Source organism: Phaeobacter sp. JH20_34 (assembly GCF_048056095.1).
GTDB classification, from domain to species: Bacteria; Pseudomonadota; Alphaproteobacteria; order Rhodobacterales; family Rhodobacteraceae; genus Phaeobacter; species Phaeobacter bryozoorum.
This window is the reverse complement of the sequence record NZ_JAYMWT010000001.1, coordinates 173,795-200,543: the sequence shown is the minus strand read 5'-3', so window position 1 is coordinate 200,543 and position 26,749 is coordinate 173,795. Positions and strand designations below refer to the sequence as shown.

Sequence of the window (26,749 nt, the reverse complement as noted above, 5' to 3'; positions counted from 1 at the left end):
AGATCTGGCGGCTGCGCTGCGCGGTAACTCCAGTCAACATATATGAATAGGTCGGAATGCTCACTGTTCTTGCAAATCGGACCTATCGTCACCTGCTGGCCGCACAGGTCATTGCGCTGCTCGGCACCGGGCTGGCGACGGTCGCGCTTGGCCTGCTGGCATGGCAGATCGCAGGGGAGGACGCCGGCGTTGTTCTCGGCACGGCCCTCGCGATCAAGATGGTGGCCTATGTCGGCCTCGCTCCCATCGCGGCCGCCCTTGCCGATAGGCTGCCCCGGCGCACCATGCTGGTCTCGCTCGACCTGATCCGCGCCGGTGTGGCGCTCGCCCTGCCCTTTGTCACCGAGATCTGGCAGATCTATTGCCTCATTTTCCTGATGCAGGCCGCCTCTGCGGGCTTCACGCCGACGTTTCAGGCGACCATTCCCGATGTGCTGCCGGATGAGGCAGAATATACGCGCGCGCTCTCGCTGTCGCGACTTGCCTATGATTTGGAAAGCCTGCTGTCGCCGGCACTTGCGGCTGCGCTGCTGACCGTGGTCAGTTTCCCGATGTTGTTTGCAGGCACGGTCATCGGTTTTCTGACCTCTGCCCTATTGGTGCTATCCGTGCCGATCCCATCACCCCAGCCTGGCAAACCGCGCACGATCTGGGCTCGCACGACGCGTGGCATACGGCTCTATCTTGCGACGCCGCGACTGCGGGGCCTGCTGGCACTGAACCTTGTCGTTGCGGCGGCCTCCTCGATGGTCATCGTCAACACGGTTGTGTTGGTGAAAGGTAGCTTCGGCCTGCAGGAACCCGAGGTGGCCATTGCCCTTGCAGCCTTTGGCGGCGGGTCGATGCTGGCCGCGCTGCTGCTGCCACGGATGCTGGACCATATGCCGGACCGTCCGCCGATGCTGGCAGGCGGCGCCATCCTCACCTTCGGGCTCTTTCTCGGCCCCTTGGCCAACAGCTTCCTGCTTCTAGTTGCTCTTTGGATGATACTTGGCTTTGGCTTCAGCCTGGCCCTGACGCCAACGGGGCGGTTGCTGCGACGCTCGGCAAATGCAGAAGATCGCCCGGCGCTCTTCGCCGCACAGTTTGCCCTCAGCCATGCTTGCTGGCTGGTGACCTATCCGCTGGCAGGGCAGATCGGCGCCCGCGCCGGTTTCAACACGACCTTTCTGGTGCTCGGGCTGATTGCCGCCGTCGGTCTCTTGCTCGCCGCGAAGCTGTGGCACGGAAATGCCGATATGGTGGCGCATGATCACCCTGAACTGCCCGACGATCACCCGCATCTGGCCAAGCATGGCCATGGGCGACAGCACCGACATGCCGCGATTGGTGATGATCTCCATCCGCGCCGCTAGGCGATGAGTCTTAACGGCTTTGCGGATCCGATCTCTACGCCCTGTAGCGCGTGCTGCCAGAATTCAGGCCGGATGCGACGGCGCTCTCTTCGCGATCCTGACACGGGTCTTTAGCGGCTCCGAGAAACGTCCCCCCAAAAACCGCGACCGCAGCGGCGCAAAGGCGGCTGCGGTCACAGATGAATCGACACCTAAATCAGGATAGGCTTAGCCGGTGTTCTGCCAACCTTCCGGCTCATCAGCCCACATGTCCTGCTCCTCCCAGCCGTCACCGGACGTGTGTTGCTCAGCGGCATCGACCACCGCCTCCGGGGTCTCGGACCCGTCTCCTGCTACGGTGAAAATCGCCACCAGCTCCGCCAGCTTGGTCGCATCCCCGCGCAGCATATGGCTGGCGGCGGTGGATTGCTCCACCATTGCCGCATTCTGCTGGGTCACCTGATCCAGCTGCGACATGCCGATATTGATCTCATGCAGCCCGGTGGACTGGGCCGTCGCGCCATCGGCGATATCGGAGACCTGCTGCGAGATCTGCCCGACCTGTGCCACGATGCCGCTCAGCGCAGTGCCAGCCTTGCCGACGAGTTCGACGCCGTAGTCGACCTTCTTCGAGCTCTCGCTGATCAATGTCTTGATTTCCCGCGCCGCCTCGGATGTGCGCTGCGACAGGCCACGCACTTCGGAGGCAACAACCGCAAACCCACGACCCGCTTCGCCAGCGCGCGCCGCTTCGACACCGGCGTTCAAAGCCAGAAGATTGGTCTGGAACGCAATGTCATCAATCACGCTGATGATCTGCGCGATATGTTTGGAGCTCTCCTCGATTTCCGTCATCGCAGAGACCGCGCTGCTGACAACGCTGCCATTCTCGATCGCTTCGCTCTTTGCGGCCTGGGTGGTGGTCTCAACCGAACGCGCGCCCTCAGCTGCGGATTTCACACTGGCTGTCAGCTCATCCAGGGCAGCGGCAGTCTCCTCCAGCGTCGCCGCCTGGCTTTCGGTCCGCCGCGACAGATCATCGGAGGCCTGGCTGATCTCATCGGCGCCATTGCGAATGGAAGAGGCAACATCCACCATATCCATCACGGTTCTGCTCAAGGTCTCAACCGTCTGATTGAAATCCGCCTGCAACTGGGCGTAGCCCTCGGTCAGTTCTTCGTTGATTCGCGCCGAAAGGTCGCCCTGTGCAAGCCGGGCCAAACCCTGACCGATCGCCGTGACGGCAGCGGTCTGCTGCGCCTGATGGATCGCGCGCTCCTCCTCGGTGGCCTTGGACAGTTCCTCTTTCTCCACCAACCCGTCACGGAACACGGTCAATGCCTGTGCAATGCGGTAGATCTCGTCGCTGGTGCGCTCAAATCCCTTGATCGGGCTCAGATCACCATCGGCGAGCCGCTCGGTGGTCCGGCTGATCGCGTTGAGCGGTCGTTGGACCAGGAAATGGGTCAGCAGCAGCGCCACCATCAGGAGCCCGCCCGCCACCATCAGCATCCGTTCGATATTGGCGCGAGCCTCGTCTACGGTCGCTGCAATGTCGGTGGCCATATAGGCAATTTCACCCCGGCTGCCGGAGCCAAGAAGCGAGGCACGGCTCGCGATCTGAAGCACCGCATTGGCGGTTGCATTGGCCGCTTTGGTCGCATCCGCGTCTGCCGTGAGCGAGGCAATTCGGAAAACCGCCAGCCCCTGATCGGGTGCCGCCAGCGTGATGATCTCGTCGAGCTGCGCGGCCAGCCGTCCTTCGTCAAACGTCTTGTAGTCTGCAAGAGCGGCAGCGGCTCGCTCCATCGGTTCGGCAGCAGCGCGGGTCTGCACCAGACCCTGCGCGGTCACGACATCCAATGCTGCGACCTGGAAATTGCTGATCCAGGTATTGATCTCAAGCAATGTGTTGAGAAAACCGACCTCATTCGCAAGCAGACCCTGAATTGCCTTCTTGCTGTCGGTGCTGGCATCGTCAGCCGCCAATGTCACCTCAAACACCATGTCATCGACGGCAGTGGCCAGTTCGGTATCGCTGGACAGGCGCGCACTCAGCACCTCCTGACGCAGGGCGCTGGACTGAGCACCCGCGCGCGAAACCGCCTTCTGCAGCACCGCAGCAGCATCACGGATGGCAAAGATCGGTACGACACCAGGCGCCTCGACCTCCAGCGTGTTGATCACCTCGTTCAGACGGCCATCCGATGCCTTGGCCAGATCGGTCAGGATCGACTGCATGGCACGGTCCTTGGTATCGCCGATGGCAAGGGCGATACCGGAAATCAGGTTGATTTCCGCACGCGCCTGCAACAGCGACTGCAGGGTGGCAAATTTCACCTCGACCAGATCGGTCAAAGTCGCATCGACTGCAGACATCGTCTGCTCACCGCCTTTGGTGAGGTTCGAATAGGCCTCCTTTGCCATCTCGGCGAGCGTGACCTGCATGGCGCTGCTCATTTCCTGCAGCTCGGCCGTCATCGCGATCACTGCCGCAGCATTCTTGAAAGCAATGGTACGGGCGTCAATGGAGGCATCCAGCGCCTCCTCTACCATAACCAGATCTGGTTTGAATTCATCACGGAGCACTTCGGGCAGCTGTTCCACCGCGCTATCAAGAGCGCGAACCGCCGTTGTCACATCGCTCTTGGCAAAGTCGAGCGCATTCAGCGTATCAGCCAGCATCACCGCAACCATCGCGTCCTTGGTTCGGGCCGCAGCAGCGGTCATCTGACCGCTCAGTTCCAGTTCAGGAAGCTTTTCCCCGGACAGGACATGCACATCTCCGGCCACCTGTTCAAACGCCCGCGTCACCGCATAGCCGATGGCCCCCGAAGTACCCGCCATCGCCAGTAGGATAAGAAACATCTTGGCGCGAATACTGGACAACGGATTCCACCGCCGTGTCGCGCGTTTACGTGTCTGCTTCGTCATTATTCGCCCCATGAGTCCATTAAAACCACTCGGTTTTGCACAGAAATCCGGCAGAGGCCGGGTGATTGAGGCATCAGACATGCCTCAATCTGGCGCTTTTTCAGGATTCGCCGCCTGCCACGACAGGTTGGAAGCTGCCATCCTTGGCGATATGGGTCAGGAAGACGTCATCCATGCCCTGGTTGTCATCCGGACCAAAGCGCATGGTGACTCCGCCCAGATCCACCTCACTCAGCCCGGCGAAGGCCGCGAGATAGCTTTCACGGGTCAGCTCGGCACCTGCCTCTTCCAGAGCGCGGATGGCCAGACGACCTGTCAGATACCCTTCAAGTGTCACGAAACCCGGCTCGGCTGCGGCATCCACCGCCTTCAGTGCGGATTGGTACTGCGCCACGACTGGCAGCGAAGTGTCCCATGGGAACGGCACAACCTGGCTGATAATCACACCTTCACCGGCATCGCCCAGTTCCTTCGCCAGCGCGTCTGACCCCACAAAGGAAATATTCACGAAGGTCGGATTGAACTTCAGCTTGCGCGCCAGTTTGATGAATTCGGCAACCGGCTTATAGGCGCCAACCATCACAACCGCATCCGGTTCGGCCTTGCGGATGGTCAGAAGCGCCTTCTTCACAGCGGTGGTATTGCGGGTATACGTGCCCTCGGCGGCGAGGGTCATGCCGCGTTTTTCCAGTGCCGCGGTAACGCCAGCCAGGCCTACGCGACCAAAACCATCATCCTGATAGAGCAGCGCGATGGAACTCATGTTCAGCTCATCCACCAGATGGGCAATCCAGGCTTCGGTTTCCGCAGCATATGTGGCACGGACGTTGAAGATGTTCCCGTGGCTTGCATCGCGCAGGAAACCAGCACCGGTGAAGGGGCCGATAAACGGCATGCCAGCCTCGGTCGCGATCGGCTGCGTTGCCGATGCGGTCGGGGTGCCAACAGCGCCGATCAGGCCAATATGCTGATCATCAGCAATCACCTGTTTGACCAGCGTGGCCGATCGGTCAGGTTCATAGCTGTCATCCATACTGTCCAGAACGATGCTGCGTCCGTGAACACCACCCGCAGCATTCGCCTCGGCAAACGCGGCTTGCAGGCCAAGCTGCATCCCCTGCCCCAGCGCCGAAGCCGGACCCTCAAGTGCGGCGACCTGTGCAAATCGAACTTCAGTCTCTGACACGCCCTGCTGAGCAAGTCCAAGCGTCGGCAGGGCCATGGCCAGTACCGCTGCGGTTGTTAGTTTTCTTAGCGACATCGTATACTCCACCTTTCAAAACACCGGAGCAGCTTGCCCTGAACCCGTTAACAAAGGCCCTCCGGGCGAAAATAACCCTGCGCAAAATATGCAAAGCATTTTATCAATCGGTCGAAACCACAGACCAAAGCGCCCAGACCATCGACCTCTTCCCGCGCGGCTGTTAGGTTGGTAGCATCCTAATTCCGGTCAACGCTCAGGGCCCACCATCTTGAAAATCCCTTTGTTCTTTGATGGCTATGACCTGAAAGCCTATGATGTGCCGCACGGCCAAACCCTGTCGCAGCTACGTGAGCGCCTGCGCTATGGATATCGCCTGATGAAAGGCGCACAACCGCGTACCGGCTTCTACGTCGCCTTCACGAATCTTGCCAAAAGCCTTCGGCGTCTCGGTCACGATGTGGTGATAAATGACTTCGACTTTGCCCGCGGACATCCAGATCACCCGATCGGCCTGAGTGGATATCTGCCGCCGCTGGCCCGTTTTGGACTGCGCAACCCTGCCATTTACGGTCCCGGACGCGTGCCGGACAGCAGCGACCTTGCAACGCTTCGCGAACAGGTGAACCTGAAAGTCGTGACCTACCCGTCAGCCTGGCCGATCCAGCTCAATCCGGCAGAGACACGCGCACAATTCGCACCGATGTTCGTGGGCATCGACACCGATGCCTGGCCCGATATGTCGGGTCACAGCAAAAGCATTGATCTGCTCTTCTACAACAAGGTCCGCTGGCATCGAGAAACCGCCCGCGAATGCGATCTGCTCCAGCCCCTGCGTGACATGCTGACCGCGCGCGGGCTCAGCTGGCGCGAACTGGACTACGGGCATCATACGCCCGCGCAGTACCGCGATCTGGTGAGCCGCAGCCGTGCGGTGCTTTTCTGCACCGAACACGAAACCCAAGGGCTCGCCTATCAGGAAGCCATGTCGGCGAACCTGCCAGTCTTTGCTTGGGATGAGGGGGTGCTGGTCGACCCCTCACAGCGGATCCTGGCACAGGGTGACGTCACCCCCAGTTCGGTGCCCTATTTCGATGACCGCTGCGGGATGCGGTTCCAGATCGACAATATGGAAGAACAGTTTGATCGCTTCTGGACGGCGCTGCCAAACTATCGCCCCCGCGATTACGTATTGGAGAACCTGTCTCTCCAGCGCGGCGGTGAGCGTTTTATGTCACTCTACGAGCCGCTCTTTGAAGGGGCCTCATCTCTTCGGCCCGGTCTCACGCCTTTGGCCCGGAACCCCGACCCCGGCTGAAGCCAGCAACGCCGTCACATCATCGGCGGTCTGACGGAACATCGTCTCGGGCAGCGCCGCGATCCGATTGCGACAGGCGGCGATCCGGTCCGGCGTCAGCTGCTGCAACAGCCCGACCAGCTCGGCGGCATCAGCACGGCGCAGGGTCCAGCCCTGCCCTGTCTCCTCAATCTTGCGTCCAGTCTGCGTCGTCGCCACGGCGATCACCGGGCAGCCGTGCCAGCCAGCCTCATAAATACGGTTCGGCAGCAGCAGATCCGAATTGCCACCGGCGCGGGCCTCACCCGCCTGCCACAAATCCTGCGCCCAGACCACATCGCAGCCCCGGTAGCAGGCAGCCAGACCCTCCGGGTAGGCGTAGGCCCCGTGAAAGATGACATTGCCGAGCCCGGCGATCCGGTCATTAAAATCAGGCAAGACATGGTCGTGGATCTTGCCGTGAACATGCACCTCGATCGCCGCCCCCATTTGCTGCGCCACCCTCAGCAGCAGCTCAAAGCTCGGTCGGCAGCGTATGGCGCCGATCCAACCCAGCCGCAACGGCCCGGATGCCGCGCCATGAAAACCTCCCGCGACGGGTCGTGACAAGCGGTCCGGCACGACCATCTTGTTCTCCACCAGATACCAGGGGCCAACAAAACCCTGTACCGGCACGAAATACCCTTCGTGGAAACCGGGCGAGGACAGCCACAGCACCTCCGCCGCCGCGATCAGCCGCCGCTCGACCCAGCGGGCGATCCGGGGTTTCGGGCCGCTGCCTTCGAACAGCGAATGGATATCCAGCACCTCATAGGCAAGCGGCGCCGCGCTGCCGCTCCGCCGCCGCAGCGCGGCGGCCAGCGCCAGCATATCGAGATTGCGCGCCACCAGTAGATCAGCCTGCTGCACCAATGGCCGCAGCCGTGGGTCACGCAACGCAGTGAAGAGCGCCAGACGCCCCCGGCGTAACAGCCCGTGTTGACCAATCTCGCCCAGATCAATGTTTTGCCAGCTCACCTGCGGCAACGGCCCCTTGCGCGAGGACACCGAGATCACCTCATGCCCAAGCGCCTGAAAAGACTCCAGCCGTCTCAGCTGGGCCACGTCAGTCAGATCGGAGGCAAAACAGAGCAACTGCGCCATATGTCAGCCACGGATCCGCTGCGGCGACGGCTCTTGATCCTTTGCTCCGCCGTAGATCTGCGGCTGTGGCAGGGCAAAACATCCCGCCAGCACGCCCAGGTGCAGCAACCCCCGCAACAGCCAGAAATTCCGGCGCGGCTCGACAGGCAGGACAGGCAGGGTCGCAACGACACAATAGGCAACCTTGGCCAGCGCCGCCCCAGCCAGTTTTGTCCGTGCCAGCAGCCCCGATGCGCTGGCCGCATAGCTCTGCCCCATGCGGAACCGCCGTTTTGCCAACCAGCCCAGATGCAACCGATCCGACGCAACCACCTCAAAGACGGCCGCATCGGCCGAGATCGCAAACTGCGCGCCCAGATGTGAGAGCACAAAGAAATAGGCGGTATCCTCGCCGCCGCTCGTGCCGCGGGAGAGATCAAACTCCAGCCCCTCCCAGGGGCGACCGGCAAACCGCATCAGCGCATTACAGCTATGGGCGGTCTGTAGCTGCACCCCACCGCCATTGCCGGCGCGCAGTTCCGGCCAGTTGCTGTGCCAGTCCTGATCAACCATCCATTGCGGCGCATGCTGCGGGTAACGTGCGATGGCCGGCCCTGAAATCACATCCGCGCCGGTCTCCATGGCGCGGCGCATCAGCTGTTCGATCCAGTCGGGCGGAACCACCTCATCATCATCGACAAAGGCAACCCAATCCGACCGCCGCTTGCGCGCCATGGCCAGACAGGCGTTGCGGGCCAGAGAGATGTTGCGTGACGGCGCGTGGACATAGCTGACCGGCCAGGAGGTCGCGCAGCCGCGCACCCAGTGGTCCGCCGACGGCGAGGTATCATTGTCCGCCACGATGATATCTATCGTATAGCCCTGCGGTGCGCGCAAAGCTGCCAGGCTCTCCAATGTGTCCACCACGCTGCGGCGCCGATAGGTGCAGAGTAATATCGAAATCCGTTCGCTCATCGCTTCACCCTGCGCCCCGCCGCACCCGCCAGGGCCGATTGAACAGAATGCCGCGCCATCGCCCGCACCAGACCAAGCGCCCAGCCCATGTGCATCAGCACCAGAGCCACCCCGGACCAGATCCCGGCACCCCCCAGCCGCAGACAGGCGATGCCCGTCACCACAATCACCACAGTCAGGTAAACCAGCGGCCAGATCAGAGCCAAGGGCCAGAAGGGTGCCGCGACCAGTGCCAGTCCACATAGGAGGAGATTGGCAACCGGCACCATCTGCCGCAGCCGTGGCCGCATTCGGTGTTTGATCAATGTTGCCGCACGGCCTGCGCCATAGTTCTGATATTGCCGCCATAGCGCGACAGGCGTGCTGCGCATCACATAGCCAAGCCGCACATCACCGGCTAGCCAGATACGTCCTCCGGCCGCCAGCAACCGCCAATCCAGCTCAGCATCCTCATTGTGGCTGAAACTCGCATCATAACCGCCAACCCGGCGGAACCAGTGCAGATCCATCAGCGCGTGATGCCCGTGATCCACATAGCCCGAGGTCCGGCCTCCCCGATGTGCCGCACCACCCGATCCGAACGGGGTATCCACAACCCAGGCCGCCGCCTTGCCGAATTCACTGCGACCTTCGGACTGCATCGCCACCACGACCGCCGCACGATCATCGTCCTCCCGCAGCGCCGCGCACAGGGCGGTTGCATAATCCGCCGGATAGATCGCATGGGCATCACAGCGCAGCAGCACATCAAAACCGCCGCCAAATTCAGCAACCGCCCGATTGATGCCTGCGGACTGAATCCGGTCCGAATTATGCAGCACATGTATCTTGATCGGCGCTGTCTCGGCCAAGCTCTCGACGATGGCCACCGTTTCATCATCGCTGCCCCCATCCGCCACCACCAGCGCAGACCGATCTGGATCGCGCAGCAGCGGGTCGCGCAGCAGGCTTTCGAGACAGGGACGGATCGCAGCCGCTTCATTCAGGGTCGGGATCACCACCAGCACCCGCACATCAATGCCCCTGGGTGCAGCGCTGGCGCCCTCCCTGCCTCTCTGACCGCTCATGCCCATGGTCTTTGTTCCATTCCGTGTTATGGACCTGTCTAAAGGATCCGATTATGTTGCGACAGATTGATTTTTGCGCGCAGTCTGATGAACTTGGCACTGCCACCTACTTGCCACCCCTGCGGCGTCGCGCAGCGCAGGGCGGGCCGTGGGCAAACCAATAACGATGGGGTCAACCAACGTGTCCACGCCTAAGACGTCCTTTGCCGCGGATGACGGCCAGGAGGTGCTCGATCTCGGCGCCATTTTTGCAATCATCTGGCGCGGCCGCTGGGTCATCGCTGCCTGTGTCATGCTCGGTCTGTTTCTGGGCATCTGGCGGGCCTATCTCGCCGCCACTCCGCTCTACGGTGCCGAGGTACAGCTGGTGCTGGACACCCGCGACGAAAAGGTGGTCGATATCGAAAGCGTGGTCAGCAGCCTTTCCGCCACGGATGAGGTGATCCGAACCGAGGTTCACATCCTTGGCGGTCGGGAACTGGCGGGTCAGGTCGTCGACCGGCTGAATCTTGTTTCCGACCCGGAATTCAATATGATGCTGCGCGATCCCGGCCTCAATCCCGTCCAAACGCTGAAAGATCTGATCAAGGGACTCCTCGGGATGCCCGTCTATGACACGACCATTCCGCCAGATCCGGCCTTTGTCCGCGAAAAGGTGATCCAGACGCTGCTTGCCAACATGCGGGTGGTGAACATACCGGACACCTATATTTTCTCGATCTGGGTGCTGAGCGAGAACCCCTTCAAGGCAGCTGATATCGCCAATGCCTTCGCCGACACCTATATCGAAAATCAGGTGGCGGTGAAGCTGAACGTCACCGAACAGGCCACCGGCTGGCTGGCGGACCGGGTGACTGAGCTGCGCGGCCAGCTGGAAGCAAACGAACGGCGGGTTGCCGACATCCGGGCGCAGGCCGATGTGACCAGCCCCGCACAGTTGATCGGGCTGGAGAACCGCCTGATTTCCCTGCGCAGCGCGCTGACCGAGCGGGCCGAGGATGTCGCCGCGCAACGGGCCAAACAATCCGAACTGAGCAGCCTGCAAACAGCCGAGGAGCAGCGCGCCGCCGCCCGCCGCTACGGCTATAGCGCGCTTCTGGCGCGCGCTGATGATCCGCTGGCTGGCTGGCGCGCGGTTCTGGCGCAAGTCTCTCGTGATCTGCGCGAAGCCGAAGCCAAGGAACACGCAATCCGCCGCTCGATGGCCGATCTGGAGATCACCATCGCCACCCAGAGCGATGCACTGACCGAAGTTGTGCAGGCCGAACGCGACGCCGAAGCCAGCCGTCTGCTGTTTGAAAACTTCCAGAACCGGCTGCGTGAAACCTCCATGCAGATCGGCCTGCAACGCGCCGACAGCCGGGTGATCTCGCGCGCCTTCCCCCCGGACCAGCCTGCCCTGCCCAACAAGGGCCGGATCCTTATCCTGTCGGTCTTCCTTGGCGGGTTTCTCGGCACTGTTCTCGTTGTCGTGTTGCAGCTCTCCCGGGCGCGCCTGCATTCCCCAGCGCAGATCGCAGGCCTGACGTCCGTGCCTGTGATTGCGGTGCTGGACCAGTTTTCGCAGAAAATCCGGCCCGAACAGGCCGGCGCGCTTGGCCCGCAGACCCGCGATGGCGAGGCTGTTCGCAATCTGCGCACCACGCTGCTGATGGCGCGGGGAGATGTCCCGCCGCAGGTGGTTGTCTTTACCTCCGCCGAAAGCGGCGATGGCAAGTCGACGCTGTCGGCGGCCATGGCACATAATATGGCGCAGATCGGTAAATCGGTCCTGCTGATCGACGGCGACCTGCGCCGCCATTCCCTGTCTGACCCGCTGGCCAGTGGCAACAGCAAGCCGGGACTCTTTGATGTCCTCACCGGGCAATGTGATCTGGCAGCGGCGGTGCTTCCCGGTGCGCTGGGGCAGGCCGATATCCTGCCTGCCGGCACCGTAACCGGCAGTGCTGCGGATCTGCTCAGCCAGGGCGGGCTGACCGAGCTTGTGTCGGTGGCGCGCAATCACTGGGACATCATCATTTTTGACACCCCGCCCATCTCCGTTGTGCCCGATGCGCGGATCATCGGCCTGCATGCGGACCTTCTGATTCTGCTGGCGCAATGGAACACCACCCGGCAATCGGTCTTTACCAATGCCCTACGACAGCTGGAACAGGGCGGGCGCAGTCCCGACGGCATTGTGCTGACCAAGGTCAAAGGCACCGCCCAGCCGCTCTACGGGGCAACCAGACGGTCGCGCGACCGCTATTACCACAGCTGAGAGAGCCGATGCAGCTGTCCCCCCTTTTGCGCAAGGCCAGGATAGCCGGTCGCCGCTGCCTCGGCCGACCTGTGCTGAATTATCAGGTGCTGGGTGAGCGCTGTTCCGGGACCAATTTTCTCGACCAGCTGATCCAGCAGAACTTCGCCGCTGCACGCCCGCGCTATGACATGTGGAAACATGCCTTCCCGAACCTCATCGCGCTGCCGGCGGATGTGCTCTATATCGTGATCTTTCGCGATCCGTTCCAATGGCTCGAAAGCATGTATGGCAAGCCCTGGCACAGCCTGCCAGCGCTGCGTGATCTGCCGTTTTCGCAGTTTATCCGCGCCGAATGGCGCAGCGAGATCGACGTACCGGCGTGGTTTGACCTGCCAAAGACCAGCCCATGCAAAGGTCAGCCGCTGAACCAGGATCTGCATCCGATCACCGGCGCGCCCTTTGCCAATCTGCTGGCGTTGCGTCGCGCCAAGGCAGAGGCGCTGCTGTCCCTGCCCCGGCGCGGTGCACGGGTGATCTACACCACCCATGCTGCCATCAGCCGGCGCCCCGAAGACATCATTGCGCGCATCGCAGACGAAAGCCCGGTGCCCCCGAACAGGCGCTTGCAGGTCCCGCAGGGACACTATGGCTGGTCATGGTCCGACCGTGATGTAAAACCCAAGACCCCCGGCCACCTGATCACGCCGGAAGACCGCACCTGGATTCTCAGCCAGCTTGACCCCGCACTGGAGGCCGCAATGGGGCTACCGCTCGATCCGGCGCCGGATGAGAACCAGAACGCAGGCTAGACCCCAAAAGTACACTCAGATCCGGCGTGGCACATCCCGCCAGCGCCCCAGCGCTCGGCCGGCATAGATCCAGGCCATCGCGATCAGCATGTGCCGGATCGAATGCTCGTTGTAGATCACGTTATCCGACAGCGCCGCGACCAGATTGATCAGCACATAGAAGAGATAATACCCCGAGGTCACGCTACCATCCTGCAAATACCAGCGAAAACAGCGCAGCACGACGGCGATCAGCAGGCCAAAGAACGTCACCGCCCCAAGGAGCCCATTGCCCACCATCAGTTCGATATAGCTGTTATGAAACCAATAGAGTCCCTCGTCGACATAGGCCTCAATATAAAGCCGTGCGTAAGATGGCACCGACCAATACGCCCCAAACCCAACGCCGCCAATCGGCGCTTTGGCGATTTCTTCCAGACCAAAGGCCCAGATCACCGTGCGCCCGGTCAAGGTGCTGTCCTTGCCCAGCCGCTCCAGCAGCAGCCCCAAAGCGTCAATGCCTGAGATATAGATCGCGAGCGGCACCAGGAACAGCACCATCAGCGAAAACAGCAGCGCCACCCGCCGCGCTGTCCCGCCCCAGCGACGGATCCACAGCACCGGCACATAGATCGCCAGAATGGCAAAGGTCACATAGGCCCCCGCCGATTGGGCCATGCCCAGCACCGGGATCATCAGCGCCGCCGCCAGAATACCCAGGATCGAAAGCCGCCAGTAGAACCCCAGCGTCACCAGCCCATGCGCTGCATTCACCGTCGCTTTGGCGAGGGAGTTCTTGTGCATATAGATGCCCTTCAGCGCCCCGTTTGGATGAAAGGCCGGAGCAAGGAAGGTCACGACGGAATTCAGATAAGACAGCGCCACGCCGACCGCCGAGGTCAGGCTGACAACAATCATCGTATGATGCGCCGGAATGGCAGAGGCGATACGCACGGCAATCAGCGTTGTCATCGTCAGCTGGAAACTACGATAGGCGGTGACCGGCGGGTTGATGCTCCACAGGGTGGAGGCCATTGCAATCACGCAGGGCATCAGCACCGGCCACGCCTGCCAGAGAATGGCAGCGCTCTGCCGCCAGTCCCGCAGATACCACAGGATCGTCAGCACATAGAGCGCCATCCAGCCGGGCGACTGGAACCCAAGCCGATAGACCACCCCGGTACCCGACATGGCCGCAAGGATCAGATAACCCATGCGCAGATGGCCACGGGTCAACCACCAGCGACCAGCTCTGCGCCGCAGCACAGACACCTTCGGCTGCCCGATGTCTTGCGGTGGTTCAACCGTGAGTGTCATGTCGTCCCATATGCCGCCTCAAACGCCCGCCATTGTCCCTCGCTACCTGCTCCCCCTCCGCCAATCCGGCCGCGCGCCCAGCCGCGACGCCCGCCCGCGTCTCTGCGGCAACACCGCAGCTCTGCTCCCCTGGGGTTCGAACCGCCGGCACCATCCACAGGGCAGACCTGCCCAGGGCATCACTCACCGCCGCATCAATGCGCCTGCGCGAGGCGGCGCAGCACAGGCGCGCCCAGATCGGCGCCGCCGCGGCGCTGAGGTCCAGTTCGCCTGCGCTGTCTGTCGGCAGGCTCATCCCCCCTGCCCTACCGTCACGGCCCAGTCGCCAGCGCTGCGGACGACACCACAGGCGCGAGATCCCGGCCACCAGCTTCAGCTCCAGCCGGTTGCGCAGGACGGATAACACCCATGGCCAATGATCGCGGCACATAGCGGCGCGCCAGGCGGCGCGGCCCAGCCGACCGCTGCGAACCTCCCGCGCCAGTTCCAGCTGTGCCTGACGCCGCAGAAGTGCCTGCCGACGAATGCCCGCGTGGAGCGCCAGCTCCTCGCGCCTGTCCTGCGCAACCAGACCATCCAGCGCATGGATCTGTGCCGCCAGATCCTCGGGCACGTTGCGATACGAAACCGACGCCGGGTGCCGACGATAGAGATAGGCCGCCATCGGCAGCACCCACATCGTCGCACCCGCCAGCAGAAGACGCAGATAAAGGTCATGATCCTCGCCGATCCGCAGCGCGGGGTCGTAACGCAGATCGCGAAGAAGCTGATTTCTGATCAATGGCTTAAGGTATCCGATGTGACTGATGCCCTGCGGGTCAACCCCGCTCAGAACCAGATCCTTCAACGTCAGCGCGCGGGCGTGTTGCGGCGCATGACCACCCAGAATGGTTTCTCCCCGCACCATCGGGCGCTCTGAAAACAGGATCAGGTCATCAGCGACCACATCGGCCCCCAGATCCCGCGCCGCTACCAGCATCAACTCCAATCGCCGGGGATGCTGGCTGTCGTCACTGTCGCAGATCGCCACCCAGTCCCCGCGAGCAAGGCCGAGCGCATCATTACGTGCCCGAGCCGGACCGCCGCAGCGCGGCCGCCGTTGCGCCCGTATGCGCGGATCCGTGGCCGCAGCCGCGCGGATCACCGCCCAGCTGTCATCGTCGGAGGCGTCATCAATGATGATCAGCTCCAGATCCGCCATGGTCTGTGCCAGTACCGCCCGGATCGCCAGCGGCAGATGAGCGGCGGCATTGCGGGTGGCCATAATCACCGAGATCTGCGGGCGCGGCTCAGCCATCCCGGCGGCCTTGCGGCGGCATCAGATCAGAGACCACAGCCCCGCGCGCTTTGATATGCGCGGCGGCCGGGATCCGCCAGGCCGCCGATAGCCCGGCCTCGTCGCCATAGGTCACAGTCAGCACACGGCGCGAGGCCCGATAACACAGATCCGCCCATAGACTGCTATGGCCACCATCGGCGCCGGGGTCCGGGACAACGACATGTTGACCCTCTCCCTGCGGCGGCAGCCCATCGGCAGGGCCGATCAGATGGACCCGCTCCGCCGCAGCCTCACCGGCCTGTCCAGCTTGGCCGCCGCCCTGCCCTCTGCCAATACTGCGCATCTTCGCCCAGGCGATCTGCACCAGTCGAAACCCCAGCGCAGGATGCCGCAGGATTTGGCGCAGCGCCGCCCCAAACCGCCGCTGTTTCAGCGTCTCTGCCAGCGTCTCAAAGGCCAGACGGTCTTGAAGCACTTGCCGTCTCTCTTCAATAATATGTTTTAATTCAAGATGTTGTGATGCACTCAATTGACCCGGCAACGCCTCCATCGCAGCAAGCGCCGCAAGAATCTGCCGTCGGGTCGATCGATGTGACAGGGAATGCGGATGTCGGCGGTAAAGGTAAAGCGCCTCCGGCAGCAGCCACATACGCGTTCCTTGCAACAGCAATCGCAGATAGAAATCCTGATCCTCTCCAATCGTCAGCGCCTCATCATAACGCAAGGCCGCCAGCGCCTGACGGCGGATCAGGGGCTTCAGATAGCCTAGCTGCGCACCAGACGTGCCCGGTTCCGGCACCCGCAGCATATCCGCAGGCCCAATCTGTCGCGGTACCTCCGGTGCATCACTGCCAAGAACGCTGCGCGGACCAGCCAGCAGCTCCGTCGCGAAATGCACCATGTCATCCGCAACCGCATCCGCATCCAGCGCCTCTGCCGCGGCCAGCAGGCGCCGCAACCGGTCCGGGTGCATGATGTCATCGGAATCGCAGATTGCCAGCCAATCGCCACGGGCCGCCGCCAGCGCCCGATTGCGGGCGGCAGCAGGACCGCTGGGTGTTTCATGCTGCAGCACCCGCACGCGGGGGTCCTGGCGTGCAACCTCTCGCAGGATATCCACCGATCCGTCACTGGACCCGTCGTCGGCCACGATCAACTCCCAGTCGGCATGGGTCTGCGACGCCACCGACCGCAGCGCGTCCGGCAAATATGGCGCGCCCTGATGATTGGCCATGATGATCGAAATCATCCGCCCCTGCCCTGCCGGTTCCTGCATGATGCTGCCCACTCTTCTCCAAGCATATCTAGCATGTCCCCGCAGGGTGAGGCCAGATGCCGGGCAGCGGCGTTTGACGGAATGCACGGGGTCATTTCCCGTGGCACAGCCGATCCGAGGTGCTAAGACTGGCGCTCAGTACCGCCGCAATCGCCACGCCGATAGGAAAGACCCGCCATGACCACGCCCCCCCTTGCGCCATCCGGTAACAGCGCGGCACAGGCTGGTCCAACGCTGGTGGGTATTGGCGCACAGAAATGCGCCTCCACCTTCATTCACGCGGCCCTCGGTGCCCATCCTGATGCCGCCGTATCGGATCCCAAGGAACTGGATTTCTTCAGTGCCTATTTCGATCGCGGCTATCAATGGTATCGCAGCCATTTCAGCCATGGCGCGGACAAGACGGTGAGATTTGAGGCATCGCCCTCATATTTCTATGACCCGCGCTGCCCCGACCGGCTGAATGCCTTTGATCCGAACATCAAGGTGATCTGCCTGCTGCGCGATCCGGTCACCCGCGCCTATTCCAACCACCTGCATGAGGTGATCAAGGGCCATATTCCTCCCCTGCCCTTCCACGACGGGCTGGCGAACAATCCGGCCTATCTGGAACAGGGGCTCTACAGCCGCCATCTGGGGCGCTGGCTCGACACCCTCGGCCATGATCGCGTGCTGGTACTGCTGGCAGAGGAAATCAGCGCCGATCCGGTCGCGGCTGCCCAGACGGTCTATCGTTTTGCCGGGCTCGACGATAGCCACAGCTCTCCGGTGCTGCATGAGCGACGAAACGAAAGCGACCGCGCCCGGCTCCCTGCTCTTCGCAGCCTGCTTCGTGCAGGTGGTGATCAACTGCGCAAAGCCGGGCTGGAGGATAGCCTGGCCCGGCTAAAATCCACCGGGCCGGTTTCCGCAGTGCTGCGTGCCAACAGCCAGAACATGCGTGATGTGGTGCCGCCCCTGCGCGACAGCGATATCGCAGACCTGCGCAGCTGTTTCGCGGAGGATCTGCGCCAACTTCCCGCCCTGCTGGGCCGTGACAGCCTGCCTTGGGAGAGCTGGGCTGCGGTAACAAGGTAGCCCGCTAATGTACACATATGTCTAGAACAGGATCGCATCCTGAGCTATCAGCAGATCCAGTGTCAGCGCATCCGCCCGGTCATCGATCACCGCAACATTCACCCAGCCATCTTCGCCCTCGGCCTGCAACAGATCGCGCGTACCACGCCCACGCTCACCATCAAGCCAGCGCAGCTGATCCGCACCATCCAGATTGAACCGCGTCAGATCCAGAACGTCCCCTTGGGACAGGGAGAAATCATTGACCCGGTCCGGCGTTCCGCCCTGGCGGAAGATAAAAACATCCGCGCCGCCCCCGCCGCGCAGCTGATCACGACCGATCCCACCGTCAAGCTGATCGTCACCCCCGCCGCCCGCCAGACGATCCCGACCGCGACCACCAAATAGGAAATCATCTCCGTCCTTGCCGCGCAGTATGTCCCGCCCCTTGTCACCATAGAGGTGATCCGAACCTCGATTGCCCACCAGCTGATCCGCACCATCGCCCCCGTGGATCAGATCTGCACCAGCGCCGCCGAACAGATCCTCTGCCTGCTCCGTGCCACGCTGTTCGCTGTCGAACTCCGGCTCGCCGGGATCTTCCTGTCCCGGCAGGGACACATCCGCAATCACCGCGATCAGCGGCGGCGCATCCGGGTCAGGTGTTCCGGCCCAAGCAGTTTGATTGTCGGACACCGCCCAAAGGTCAGCGAAGCTCTTGACCGCCCCGGAGTACCAAAGCCCACCCGGCATATCAGCCCCGCTGAGATCGGCGCGCACCTCTCCATCTACGCGGAAAATCGCGCTGGTGCCGGTCAATTCGATTTCATAGGTATGCAGCCCCTCGGCGGCATCGAACCCAAGATCAACGACCAGCGGCCCCGCGGGGCCATCGGCCAGCCGCACGCGGCTGCCATCCTCCGCCTCCATATGGATGCTCAATTGAACCTGACGGGTATTGGCGCCAACGAATTCAAAATCGAACTCCAGCCAGCGATCGTTCCGATAGTCCTCCTGATAGAGGAACATCCCAAAGACCGTGCCATCCTGCATCTGCGGCGCCTGTGCAGTCCAACTCCAGGTGCCGGTCTCATGGGCCGCTTCGGACTGGATTTCACCACCGGTGAATAGCCGCTCTCCAACGCCATTATCCGACGTCAGATGCAGCTCAACCGCGCCGTCACTGTTGATCTGGACATTATCCTGTGACCACGTGGTGTCGCGCGACTGACCGGCATTCCATGTCGACACAAGCCAGTCGTCGCTGTCACGCATCTCGCCGGGGACCCGCAGGTCCAGCGCCGGTGTCGTTGCTGCCTGCGCGCTGTCTGTTGATGCCATGTCGATCACTCCAAACCTTGGTGCCGCGGAAAACGGCCATGCCTTTGGTTTGGTTGTCGGGGCGAACGATGGCAGGATTGTGCCTTAATTATCGCCCATTAATGCCCCATTCAGACAGTTTAACGCAAACTCAAGACCAGTTTTAGAGGGTTGCTTTTTAGTCGAATTGCGCAGCATGCAAGAGCTTGCGGAGCGACAGCCAAGAAGTCACCGGACAGCACATCCCCCGATGCGCCAACGAACGTCATCTCACCAGCACTTGCGGCGTGGCGGGTGTCCCCGCAGGGACAATGATAATGCTCTGCTCCCTTCAGCAGCGCGGCGAGCATGATCAATGACAATCCACCCATCTGAAGTCTGGCTCAAAAAAAAGGCCGTCCCCGCAGGGACAGCCTCATTGATACCGTCGTGTCGGCCAGCTTAGCGCTAGGTCTGATCCCCGTCCAGAGCATCAAAGAAAGCCGTGATCGCGGCCTCAAGCCGTCGCTGGTCAACCGCCGAGAAATCACGCTCCATCGCCATTTCAATCCGCCCGTCCCGCGCCAGACATCGCACCGTCCCCGCAGGGACAGAACAGCGCAGCGTGGTCTTGGCCATGCCGGCGCGCTGGCTGGTGCTGGCCTCCCTAACATCCGATGCAGGGGCCTTGAGCGCCTGCCGCAACACGGCTAGCTCTTCCTCAGCGCTCGAAAAACTCCGCTCCCTTAGGCGTTGCCGCAGCGGCTCAAGCGTGGCCGGGTTCTCCAGCAGGTGCTTCTTCAGATCCAGCCCTAATGCACGGGGGATCGCCTCGGCATAGGACAGCTCTTCTCCAATCAGTTCCAGCAGCTCTGCAAAGTGGCGAATGTAGCTGCGCTTCTGACGCCCGGCTGAGGCATAAAGCAGCGCAACAGAGTCTTCTACAGAGTCTGAATCCGTCTCTGGATCCTGCGAATAGGAGAGCGCGAGCTGCGCCATTTCGGCAAAGGAAATATCCCGGCGCACCAGGTTTTCGTCCACCATTCGCCGGTACAGACCCTGTAGCGTCTCGCCCCGCGCCACCAGTCCGGCCGGGATCAGGCGGAACTGTTCCTCTCCCGTTTCCTCGTAAAGCGCGCGATAGGCCGACAGTCGCCGGAAGCCCTGTACCAGCTGATACCCCTCGCCGTCCTCTTCCACCCGGATCGGGTTGGACAGACCAAGATCGCGGATCGACTCCTTCAACTCCTCCAGCTCAGGATCCCGGTTGACGGCGCGATCGCGGATCAGCTTGCTGGTCGAAATCAGATCCAGCGGGATCCGATCGACCACCAGACCAAGGGTCTTCAGCCGGACGAATTCATGCGCCAGGCGATCGTTCTCTGCCCGGATATTCTGCTCGACCTCGGCCCGTGTCCGCAGCGCTTCGGCGTTTTCGCTGATGGCGGTGGCCATCGGGCCACGGCGCGCCTCGCCTGAACGGAACGCCGATTTCGTCTCAAGCTCAGGGGCGCCGGAGTGCGGGTCCACCGGGGCAGGGGAGGCTGCCTCGGGCGTGGCGGGGGTGGGATCCGACGGAAAATCGATGTCGAACATTCTGCGCTTGCTCATGCCTCATCCTCCAGCTGGGCCCATGCGGTCAGGGCGTTGCCCTTGAACTCCATATAGGCCTGGTCAAAAGACGCGCGCGCCCGTCGCCAGGTCTCGCGCGTCATATCCCGGTAGTCGATTTCGTAAATCGAGCTGAGGAAGCGCCCGGATTGTTCCACCGCTCGGGTCATCTCAATCGGGTGTTCCGTCATCCGGTCGCCAAAGACCTTGACGAAGGCATCGCGCATGGCGCGGTGCAGGTCATTGCCGGATTCATAGCGGGTGAGCAGGAACCGGACCTCCTGAAACACCTTCGGCAGGCTGAACGTCCCCGCAGGGACAACCCCGTTGAACGCCGAGAGATCCTCAAGCGCCTCGGAGAGCTGGCCGATGAACGAGGTGGTGGAGTCATACTCCCAATATCCGGGACCTGACGGGATATAGAGCATATCGGCGGCGAAGACCGCATTCATAGACTGATAGCCAATGGCCGGCGGGCAGTCGAAGATCATCATGTCGTAATCGTCCGACGGCAACTGATCGAGATAACGCGACACCGCTGCAAAGAAGGACCATTCCGGATTGAGGTGGCGATACTGCGCCGATGCAAATTCGACAAAGGCGGCATTGGCGCAGCTGGGGATCACATCAATCGTGGGCCAGCTCGTCGGCTTTACAAAATCGCTGATCCGAAGATCCTGCAGGCCCATGCCGGTGATCGCTTCTGGCAGCCGCCGCTCGGGCAGGGCGGCCCCGGACTCGGCGCCGCGCGCACTGGCGTTCATCCGTTCGGTCTCACGCACGAGATCCCGCGCCATGATGCCCCAGACCGTATAATCTTCGGTCACATCGCTCAGCCCCATCGAATGGGACAGGGTGGCCTGCGGATCAAAGTCAACACAGAGCACACGATAACCGTCCAAGGCGGCGGCATGGGCAAAATGCAGCGCTACGGTCGATTTGCCGGCACCCCCCTTGAAGTTGGAAATCGCCACCCGCAAGGCCCGCTTGCCCGCCGGTCGCTCCGGCATCAGCGATTTGCGGTTCACCTTCAGCCGACGGCGCAGCTCATTGATTTCCTCAAGCGAATACCAACGCTGACGCCCGTCTTCCTCGACATGGCCCTGCGGCAGGCTGGGATCGGCCGCCAGCCGTCCACGCAGGGTGGACTGGTTCACCTTGAAGATCAGCTCGGCCACCTCCCAGCTGGAGAAGCGCCTCAGCGTCTTTTCCATCTTGGGAGAGAAGGTCTGCTGCCGGATCCAACTCTGCATTTTCAGGGATTGTGCCTGCATATTCGCCAGGTCTTGATGGGTAAACATCTCTGCTCCTCGATCTCTGTAGTGCGGCCTTATTCACCAAGCGGACGCTTTTTCTACCTAGAAACTCGTTTACGCCGAATTTGCAAAAAACGCAAAACCTATTATCGTAGGAATAAGCGTCCTGTCCCCGTGGGGACGTCGACAGGAATAGGCGGCAATACCCTTTGTTTATCGGGCGATTGCGATTCGGTCGGGCTCCCGCGCCGCTGACGGGTTTTCTGGATATTCGACCCTGATATAGGGGGACGCGCCCAGAGCTGCCCCAGCATATTGGGGGACATTTTTCGATCAATAGGGGACAGCCTACCTGTCACCCAATACCATGAATACCTATTTTTGATTCAAAAATGGAATTGGAACAGCCCCTCGGGCAACAGCGCTCTTGACAGAATCGTATCGCTGGACGCAAATCAGATAAACCAACCAAAGAACGTTGAGTTCGGATCAAAAGGACCCAGAGTTGCGACGCAGCGCAACCCACGGGCCACCCAGTCCGACAATGAACCCAACAGGATCTCGTGGCAAACATGAGACGACAGAGGCAGCCATCCACCATCGGATGGAGACAAGAGGGCAGCCATGCTTGCCAGCAAACCCGTCGGGCGTCAGGCCGCGGCACTGAAATACGATATCCTCACCGCAATGGGGACCTATGCCCTATCTCTGGAGAAGGGACCGCAGCGACTGGTTCTGCGGTTCATGACGCTGATGACCGCGCGCTACAACTGGCAACGCAATGAGCTGGCAGTTGGCCAGCGCGAGATTGCCCGCATGTGGTCCGTCGACGAACGCACGGTGAAACGCGAGATGGCCAAGCTGCGCGCACTCGGCTGGTTGGTGGTGAAACGGCAGGGCGCGCGGGGGCGGGTAACGGAATACGGTTTTGATCTGGAGCGGATCCTAGACGACACCCGCAGCTGCTGGGCCGCCGTCGGACCAGATTTCGATCACCGGATGCGTGGCAGCGATGAGCCGGAGAAAAACGTGGTGCCGCTGATGACCGGCACAACCGCGCCCGCACCTGATATCAGCGACGGCAGCGAGTGGAGCCTCGCGAAGGCGGTCCTGCACCAGGAGGACCCGGCCATTTACGCTGCCTGGATCCAGGCGCTGACGCGGGAGAGCAGGGCAGGGGGCCGTCTGATCCTACGCGCGCCAAGCCGGTTTCACGGAAATTACGTCACCTCACATCTGCAGGAGCGGCTGCTGGCGGCCTGTCACGATATCGATGGGGATGTGGAGCAGCTGACCATCCTGTCCTAGGTGCCTGTGAACCGGACCGGCAGGCACATGGGAAAGCCCCCATGCGCGGCACCTGGGGGCTCTTTGATCTTGCTGGGCGGGTGATTATTGCCGCTGCGGGATCCGGTCCTCAAACCGTTTGAAGGCGAGGGTGATCAGCCCGGCGATCACCATATAGACAAGCGCCAGTAGCAGCAGCGGCTCATAGACGATAAACGTGTCAGACCGCACCCGCGAGGAAACCGCGTAGATGTCCAGAACCGTGATCGTGGCCACCAACGGTGTCGCCTTCAGCTGAAGGATGGTTTCGCCCCCAAGCGTTGGCAGGACGTTGCGCACCGCCTGTGGCAGCCAGATCCGGCGGAACATGGTGCCGCGTGGCATACCGTAGGCCTTGGCGGCCTCCAGCTGGCCCTTGGCAACGCCTGAGAAGGCCCCGCGCATCACCTCGCCCTCATAGCCTGCATAAGACAGGGTCAGGGCAAGCACCGCATATGGCCAGGCTTGCCGCAGATAGGGCCACAGCTCGCTGGACCGGATCCACGGGAACTGCGGGAACAGCGATCCCAGCCCATAATAGAGCAGCCATATCTGCAACAGCAGCGGCGTGCCGCGAATGACGGTGCAAAAAACCCGTGCGGGAACCGACAGATACCAGGGGCCAACCGCCTGGGCGAGACCAAGCGGTACCGCCAGCGCAAATCCGAGGATACTGGTTACCACCAGGATCCAGATCGTCGTCCAGAGCCCTTGGAGCGCGAGCGGCGCATAGGCTGGAATCCAGTCCCAGCGCAGGGAAACCGCGCACCAGACAATCAGGCCTGCGAATAGCGCCATGAGGACAAGTCGGTGAGGCTGCATCAGAGGTTTCAGCACACTCATTGGCGGGTCTCCCGCAGCGAGGGCTGCCCACGTCTGGCCCAACGTTCAATCCAGTTGAAAATCACGCCAGAGCAGAGGGTTACCATCAGGTAAAGCGCCCCAGCCGCGAGGAAGAAGGTGAAATAGGCCCGCGTACTGCTGGCGGCCTGCCGGGTTTCCAAGGTCAGCTCGGCAAAGCCAACGATGGCCAGCAGGGCGGTGTCCTTGGTCGCGATCAGCCACAGGTTGGCCAGCCCTGGCGTTGCAAAACTCATCATGGCCGGGATGGTAACCCGGCGCATGGTCATGAAAGCGGGCATGCCATACGACCGGGCGGCCTCAATCTGGCCCGGCGGTACCGCCTTGATGGCGCCGCGCAGGACTTCGGTCGCATAGGCACCCTGCACGATGCCAAGCACCCAGATGCCTGCCACAACGCCGCTGATTTCGACCCGGCCATAGCCGAGGCCGGCGGCCAGCCTGTTGATCAGATCGGTGCCGACATAATAGAGGATCAGGATCAGCACCAGTTCGGGAACGGCGCGGATCACGGTGGTGTAAATGGCGAGCAGATCCCGCAGGATCGGCCCGCCATAGAGTTTTCCATAGGCCCCGAAAAGCCCGATAATCAGCCCCATGCCAAATGCGCCAAAAGCGATCTGAAGCGAATTGGCGAGGCCCCGTAACAGGTTGCCCCCCCATCCCGGCGGCGAGAGCGACAACAGCTGCGCGCTCTCGGCCAGACCAAACAGGTCGAGGAGTCCGGTCACGTTATGTCCTTACTCGGAGTAGATGCTGGTCGTGAAATACTTCGAGGTGATATCGGCATGGGTGCCATCGGCCAGGATAGCGGCGATCCCCTTGTTCAGGGCTGCCAGAACATCGGCGTCGCCTTTGCGCACGCCCGCGCCGACGCCTTTGCCGAGGATCGCCTCGTCATTGGCCACCGCGCCCTTGATCTCACAGCAGCTGCCCGCGTCCGAACCGACAAAATCGGCCATGGCAATGCTATCGGCCTGGGTGGCGTCGATACGGCCGGCAAACAGATCCTGATTGGCCTCGTCCTGGGTCTGGTAGACGCGCAGTTCGGAATCTTTGAAGTATTCCTGCGCATAGGTCTGGTGAATTGTAGAGGCCTGAATGCCGATCACCTTGCCCGCCAGCGAGTCCGGGGTCGGCTCGATGTCCATGGATTTGTCGGCGACAATCACCGCCGGGGTGTTGTAGTAGGGGTCGGAGAAATCAATTGTTTTCAACCGCTCTTCGGTGATCGACATGGAGGCCATGATGGCGTCGATCTGCTGGCCGGTGAGGGAGGGTATGATGCCATCCCAGGCAACCGGCGTGATCACGCAGTCCAGTTCGGCGGCAGCGCAGACGGCATTGATAATGTCGATTTCCCAGCCCACCCACTGGCCGGATGAATCCAGCGAGGCAAAAGGCGGATAGGGTTCTGCGGCGACACCGATCTTCACCGGTTCGGCCTGGGCGATTGCCCCGGTAGCCGCCAGCAGAGTCGCGGCAAGAGCTGTGCGTTTGAGGTTTGATTTCATGGACATGACTGTCTCCCTGTTTTGTTATTTGTTTGTTCGAATGGCGAAATCATCCGACTGAGCTGAGGAACTGTTTGAGCCGCTCCGACTTTGGATTGCCGAAGACTTCGGCCGGCGGGCCCTGCTCTTCGATGCGGCCCTCAAAGAGATAGACAACATGGTTGGCAACCTCGCGGGCGAACTTCATCTCATGGGTGACCAGCAGCATGGTGCGCCCTTCGGCCGCCAGATTGCGGATGACCGTCAGCACTTCGCCCACCAATTCGGGGTCCAATGCGGATGTCGGCTCGTCAAACAGCATCACGCTGGGATCCACGGCAAGGGCGCGGGCGATGGCGGCGCGCTGCTGCTGGCCGCCGGACAGAAAAGCGGGAAAGGCATCCGCCTTGTCACCAAGCCCGACGCGGGCGAGCAGCTCATGGGCGCGGGTGATGGCCTGCGACCGGGGCACTTTCAGCACATGAACCGGCACTTCGATCACGTTTTCCAGCAGGGTGCGATGGGTCCACAGGTTGAACTGCTGAAAGACCATCGCCAGCCGGGTGCGGATACGTTCGATCTGGCGGCGGTCGGCGGGGCTTCCATCGGGGCGCATGGCGATGGTTTCGCCCGCGATGACGATTTCGCCGGAATTGGGGGTTTCCAGAAAATTGATACAGCGCAGCATAGTGGATTTGCCGGACCCGCTGCCGCCGATAATTGCCACCACATCGCCCTGTCGGGCGGTCAGGGAGACACCCTTCAAGACCTCCAGAGACCCAAAGGATTTGTGCAGGTCGCTCACCCGGATCGCCTCGGTCCGTTCCGCGGCCCGGATGTTCGCGGCACCGGCATCCGACGCGGGGACTGGGGCTGTTGAAAGCGGGGCAGGGCCAGCGGCAGCCGGATCGGGCATTTTCTATTGTCCTCATATTTCGGCTTGTAGTAAGGCTGACTTGGCGTAATTATGCAAGTGTATAATTACTGCATCCCAGCAACCATTCAGCCATTGGAG

At 61.9% G+C, this 26,749-nt stretch carries 21 protein-coding genes; 6 read left to right on the top strand and 15 right to left on the bottom strand.

Going from position 1 to position 26,749, the window contains the following annotated elements:
• Window positions 1-56 precede the first annotated feature (56 nt).
• Window positions 57-1,355 carry an MFS transporter gene (locus VWZ81_RS00935; RefSeq protein WP_416541801.1) on the top strand — a complete coding sequence of 433 codons (1,299 nt, stop codon included), beginning with the start codon at window positions 57-59 and terminating at the stop codon, window positions 1,353-1,355.
• 207 nt (window positions 1,356-1,562) lie between these two features.
• Here VWZ81_RS00935 and VWZ81_RS00930 read toward each other — a convergent pair whose 3' ends face one another.
• Window positions 1,563-4,268: a methyl-accepting chemotaxis protein gene (locus VWZ81_RS00930; protein WP_416541800.1), complete on the bottom strand. Its 2,706-nt coding sequence runs from the start codon at window positions 4,266-4,268 to the stop codon at window positions 1,563-1,565.
• Between the two features lie 100 nt (window positions 4,269-4,368).
• Window positions 4,369-5,529: an ABC transporter substrate-binding protein gene (locus VWZ81_RS00925; protein WP_416541799.1), complete on the bottom strand. Its 1,161-nt coding sequence runs from the start codon at window positions 5,527-5,529 to the stop codon at window positions 4,369-4,371.
• A gap of 211 nt (window positions 5,530-5,740) precedes the next feature.
• Here VWZ81_RS00925 and VWZ81_RS00920 point away from each other — a divergent pair, with 211 nt between their 5' ends.
• Window positions 5,741-6,787: a glycosyltransferase gene (locus VWZ81_RS00920; RefSeq protein ID WP_416541798.1), complete on the top strand. Its 1,047-nt coding sequence runs from the start codon at window positions 5,741-5,743 to the stop codon at window positions 6,785-6,787.
• On the opposite strand, the gene VWZ81_RS00915 is transcribed toward VWZ81_RS00920, so the two are convergent.
• From VWZ81_RS00915 to VWZ81_RS00905, 3 genes are read right to left on the bottom strand one after another with little or no spacing between them, the layout of a single operon-like run.
• On the bottom strand, window positions 6,734-7,909 hold the full coding sequence (locus tag VWZ81_RS00915) for a glycosyltransferase family 1 protein (protein WP_416541797.1): 1,176 nt from the start codon (window positions 7,907-7,909) through the stop codon (window positions 6,734-6,736). The genes VWZ81_RS00920 and VWZ81_RS00915 overlap by 54 nt on opposite strands.
• 3 nt (window positions 7,910-7,912) lie before the next feature.
• Window positions 7,913-8,863, bottom strand: coding sequence for a glycosyltransferase family 2 protein (locus VWZ81_RS00910; protein WP_416541796.1), 951 nt, complete (start codon window positions 8,861-8,863; stop codon window positions 7,913-7,915).
• A complete protein-coding gene (locus tag VWZ81_RS00905; RefSeq protein ID WP_416541795.1) occupies window positions 8,860-9,930 on the bottom strand; it encodes a glycosyltransferase family 2 protein in 1,071 nt (356 codons plus the stop codon). Before VWZ81_RS00905 ends, VWZ81_RS00910 begins: the two co-directional genes overlap by 4 nt.
• A gap of 181 nt (window positions 9,931-10,111) precedes the next feature.
• Here VWZ81_RS00905 and VWZ81_RS00900 point away from each other — a divergent pair, with 181 nt between their 5' ends.
• Window positions 10,112-12,190 carry a GumC family protein gene (locus VWZ81_RS00900; protein ID WP_416541794.1) on the top strand — a complete coding sequence of 693 codons (2,079 nt, stop codon included), beginning with the start codon at window positions 10,112-10,114 and terminating at the stop codon, window positions 12,188-12,190.
• An 8-nt stretch (window positions 12,191-12,198) separates the two neighbouring features.
• Window positions 12,199-12,981, top strand: a complete 783-nt coding sequence (locus VWZ81_RS00895; RefSeq protein ID WP_416541793.1) for a hypothetical protein — start codon at window positions 12,199-12,201, stop codon at window positions 12,979-12,981.
• Between the two features lie 15 nt (window positions 12,982-12,996).
• Here VWZ81_RS00895 and VWZ81_RS00890 read toward each other — a convergent pair whose 3' ends face one another.
• The 3 genes from VWZ81_RS00890 to VWZ81_RS00880 are packed head-to-tail and all read right to left on the bottom strand — an operon-like array spanning window position 12,997 to window position 16,832.
• Window positions 12,997-14,277, bottom strand: coding sequence for an O-antigen ligase family protein (locus tag VWZ81_RS00890; protein ID WP_416541792.1), 1,281 nt, complete (start codon window positions 14,275-14,277; stop codon window positions 12,997-12,999).
• Window positions 14,261-15,574 carry a glycosyltransferase family 2 protein gene (locus VWZ81_RS00885; protein WP_416541791.1) on the bottom strand — a complete coding sequence of 438 codons (1,314 nt, stop codon included), beginning with the start codon at window positions 15,572-15,574 and terminating at the stop codon, window positions 14,261-14,263. The genes VWZ81_RS00890 and VWZ81_RS00885 overlap by 17 nt, the downstream gene beginning before the upstream one ends.
• The gene (locus VWZ81_RS00880) at window positions 15,567-16,832 is read right to left on the bottom strand and encodes a glycosyltransferase family 2 protein (protein ID WP_416541790.1); all 1,266 of its coding nucleotides are present in this window, start codon (window positions 16,830-16,832) and stop codon (window positions 15,567-15,569) included. The genes VWZ81_RS00885 and VWZ81_RS00880 overlap by 8 nt, the downstream gene beginning before the upstream one ends.
• Window positions 16,833-17,009: 177 nt before the next feature.
• On the opposite strand from VWZ81_RS00880, the gene VWZ81_RS00875 reads away from it, so the two are divergent.
• Window positions 17,010-17,909 carry a sulfotransferase domain-containing protein gene (locus VWZ81_RS00875; RefSeq protein ID WP_416541789.1) on the top strand — a complete coding sequence of 300 codons (900 nt, stop codon included), beginning with the start codon at window positions 17,010-17,012 and terminating at the stop codon, window positions 17,907-17,909.
• Between the two features lie 21 nt (window positions 17,910-17,930).
• Here VWZ81_RS00875 and VWZ81_RS00870 read toward each other — a convergent pair whose 3' ends face one another.
• The 3 genes from VWZ81_RS00870 to VWZ81_RS00860 all read right to left on the bottom strand — a co-directional run bounded on the left by VWZ81_RS00870 (window position 17,931) and on the right by VWZ81_RS00860 (window position 22,099).
• Window positions 17,931-19,229, bottom strand: coding sequence for a family 16 glycosylhydrolase (locus tag VWZ81_RS00870; protein WP_416541788.1), 1,299 nt, complete (start codon window positions 19,227-19,229; stop codon window positions 17,931-17,933).
• Window positions 19,230-19,655: 426 nt separating this feature from the next.
• Window positions 19,656-20,798, bottom strand: a complete 1,143-nt coding sequence (locus tag VWZ81_RS00865; protein WP_416541787.1) for a ParB/RepB/Spo0J family partition protein — start codon at window positions 20,796-20,798, stop codon at window positions 19,656-19,658.
• Window positions 20,795-22,099, bottom strand: coding sequence for an AAA family ATPase (locus VWZ81_RS00860; protein WP_416535361.1), 1,305 nt, complete (start codon window positions 22,097-22,099; stop codon window positions 20,795-20,797). The genes VWZ81_RS00865 and VWZ81_RS00860 overlap by 4 nt, the downstream gene beginning before the upstream one ends.
• 579 nt (window positions 22,100-22,678) lie before the next feature.
• Here VWZ81_RS00860 and VWZ81_RS00855 point away from each other — a divergent pair.
• A complete protein-coding gene (locus VWZ81_RS00855) occupies window positions 22,679-23,362 on the top strand; it encodes a DnaA N-terminal domain-containing protein (protein ID WP_416535360.1) in 684 nt (227 codons plus the stop codon).
• A gap of 84 nt (window positions 23,363-23,446) precedes the next feature.
• On the opposite strand, the gene VWZ81_RS00850 is transcribed toward VWZ81_RS00855, so the two are convergent.
• The 4 genes from VWZ81_RS00850 to VWZ81_RS00835 are packed head-to-tail and all read right to left on the bottom strand — an operon-like array spanning window position 23,447 to window position 26,650.
• A complete protein-coding gene (locus VWZ81_RS00850; RefSeq protein WP_340547740.1) occupies window positions 23,447-24,223 on the bottom strand; it encodes an ABC transporter permease in 777 nt (258 codons plus the stop codon).
• On the bottom strand, window positions 24,220-24,972 hold the full coding sequence (locus VWZ81_RS00845; protein ID WP_340547739.1) for an ABC transporter permease: 753 nt from the start codon (window positions 24,970-24,972) through the stop codon (window positions 24,220-24,222). The genes VWZ81_RS00850 and VWZ81_RS00845 overlap by 4 nt, the downstream gene beginning before the upstream one ends.
• Before the next feature lie 9 nt (window positions 24,973-24,981).
• Entirely contained in the window at window positions 24,982-25,761 is a 780-nt protein-coding gene (locus VWZ81_RS00840) for a transporter substrate-binding domain-containing protein (RefSeq protein WP_416541786.1), read from the bottom strand.
• A gap of 43 nt (window positions 25,762-25,804) precedes the next feature.
• Window positions 25,805-26,650, bottom strand: a complete 846-nt coding sequence (locus tag VWZ81_RS00835; protein WP_416539643.1) for an ABC transporter ATP-binding protein — start codon at window positions 26,648-26,650, stop codon at window positions 25,805-25,807.
• Window positions 26,651-26,749: the final 99 nt, after the last annotated feature.

Excerpts from the sequence above, each read along its gene's own strand:
- VWZ81_RS00935 (WP_416541801.1), top strand. The coding sequence starts at position 57 with ATGCTCACTGTTCTTGCAAATCGGACCTATCGTCACCTGCTGGCCGCA.
- VWZ81_RS00930 (WP_416541800.1), bottom strand. The coding sequence starts at position 4,268 with ATGACGAAGCAGACACGTAAACGCGCGACACGGCGGTGGAATCCGTTG.
- VWZ81_RS00925 (WP_416541799.1), bottom strand. The coding sequence starts at position 5,529 with ATGTCGCTAAGAAAACTAACAACCGCAGCGGTACTGGCCATGGCCCTG.
- VWZ81_RS00915 (WP_416541797.1), bottom strand. The coding sequence starts at position 7,909 with ATGGCGCAGTTGCTCTGTTTTGCCTCCGATCTGACTGACGTGGCCCAG.
- VWZ81_RS00910 (WP_416541796.1), bottom strand. The coding sequence starts at position 8,863 with ATGAGCGAACGGATTTCGATATTACTCTGCACCTATCGGCGCCGCAGC.
- VWZ81_RS00905 (WP_416541795.1), bottom strand. The coding sequence starts at position 9,930 with ATGAGCGGTCAGAGAGGCAGGGAGGGCGCCAGCGCTGCACCCAGGGGC.
- VWZ81_RS00895 (WP_416541793.1), top strand. The coding sequence starts at position 12,199 with ATGCAGCTGTCCCCCCTTTTGCGCAAGGCCAGGATAGCCGGTCGCCGC.
- VWZ81_RS00890 (WP_416541792.1), bottom strand. The coding sequence starts at position 14,277 with ATGACACTCACGGTTGAACCACCGCAAGACATCGGGCAGCCGAAGGTG.
- VWZ81_RS00885 (WP_416541791.1), bottom strand. The coding sequence starts at position 15,574 with ATGGCTGAGCCGCGCCCGCAGATCTCGGTGATTATGGCCACCCGCAAT.
- VWZ81_RS00880 (WP_416541790.1), bottom strand. The coding sequence starts at position 16,832 with ATGCAGGAACCGGCAGGGCAGGGGCGGATGATTTCGATCATCATGGCC.
- VWZ81_RS00875 (WP_416541789.1), top strand. The coding sequence starts at position 17,010 with ATGACCACGCCCCCCCTTGCGCCATCCGGTAACAGCGCGGCACAGGCT.
- VWZ81_RS00870 (WP_416541788.1), bottom strand. The coding sequence starts at position 19,229 with ATGGCATCAACAGACAGCGCGCAGGCAGCAACGACACCGGCGCTGGAC.
- VWZ81_RS00865 (WP_416541787.1), bottom strand. The coding sequence starts at position 20,798 with ATGAGCAAGCGCAGAATGTTCGACATCGATTTTCCGTCGGATCCCACC.
- VWZ81_RS00860 (WP_416535361.1), bottom strand. The coding sequence starts at position 22,099 with ATGTTTACCCATCAAGACCTGGCGAATATGCAGGCACAATCCCTGAAA.
- VWZ81_RS00855 (WP_416535360.1), top strand. The coding sequence starts at position 22,679 with ATGCTTGCCAGCAAACCCGTCGGGCGTCAGGCCGCGGCACTGAAATAC.
- VWZ81_RS00850 (WP_340547740.1), bottom strand. The coding sequence starts at position 24,223 with ATGAGTGTGCTGAAACCTCTGATGCAGCCTCACCGACTTGTCCTCATG.
- VWZ81_RS00840 (WP_416541786.1), bottom strand. The coding sequence starts at position 25,761 with ATGTCCATGAAATCAAACCTCAAACGCACAGCTCTTGCCGCGACTCTG.
- VWZ81_RS00835 (WP_416539643.1), bottom strand. The coding sequence starts at position 26,650 with ATGCCCGATCCGGCTGCCGCTGGCCCTGCCCCGCTTTCAACAGCCCCA.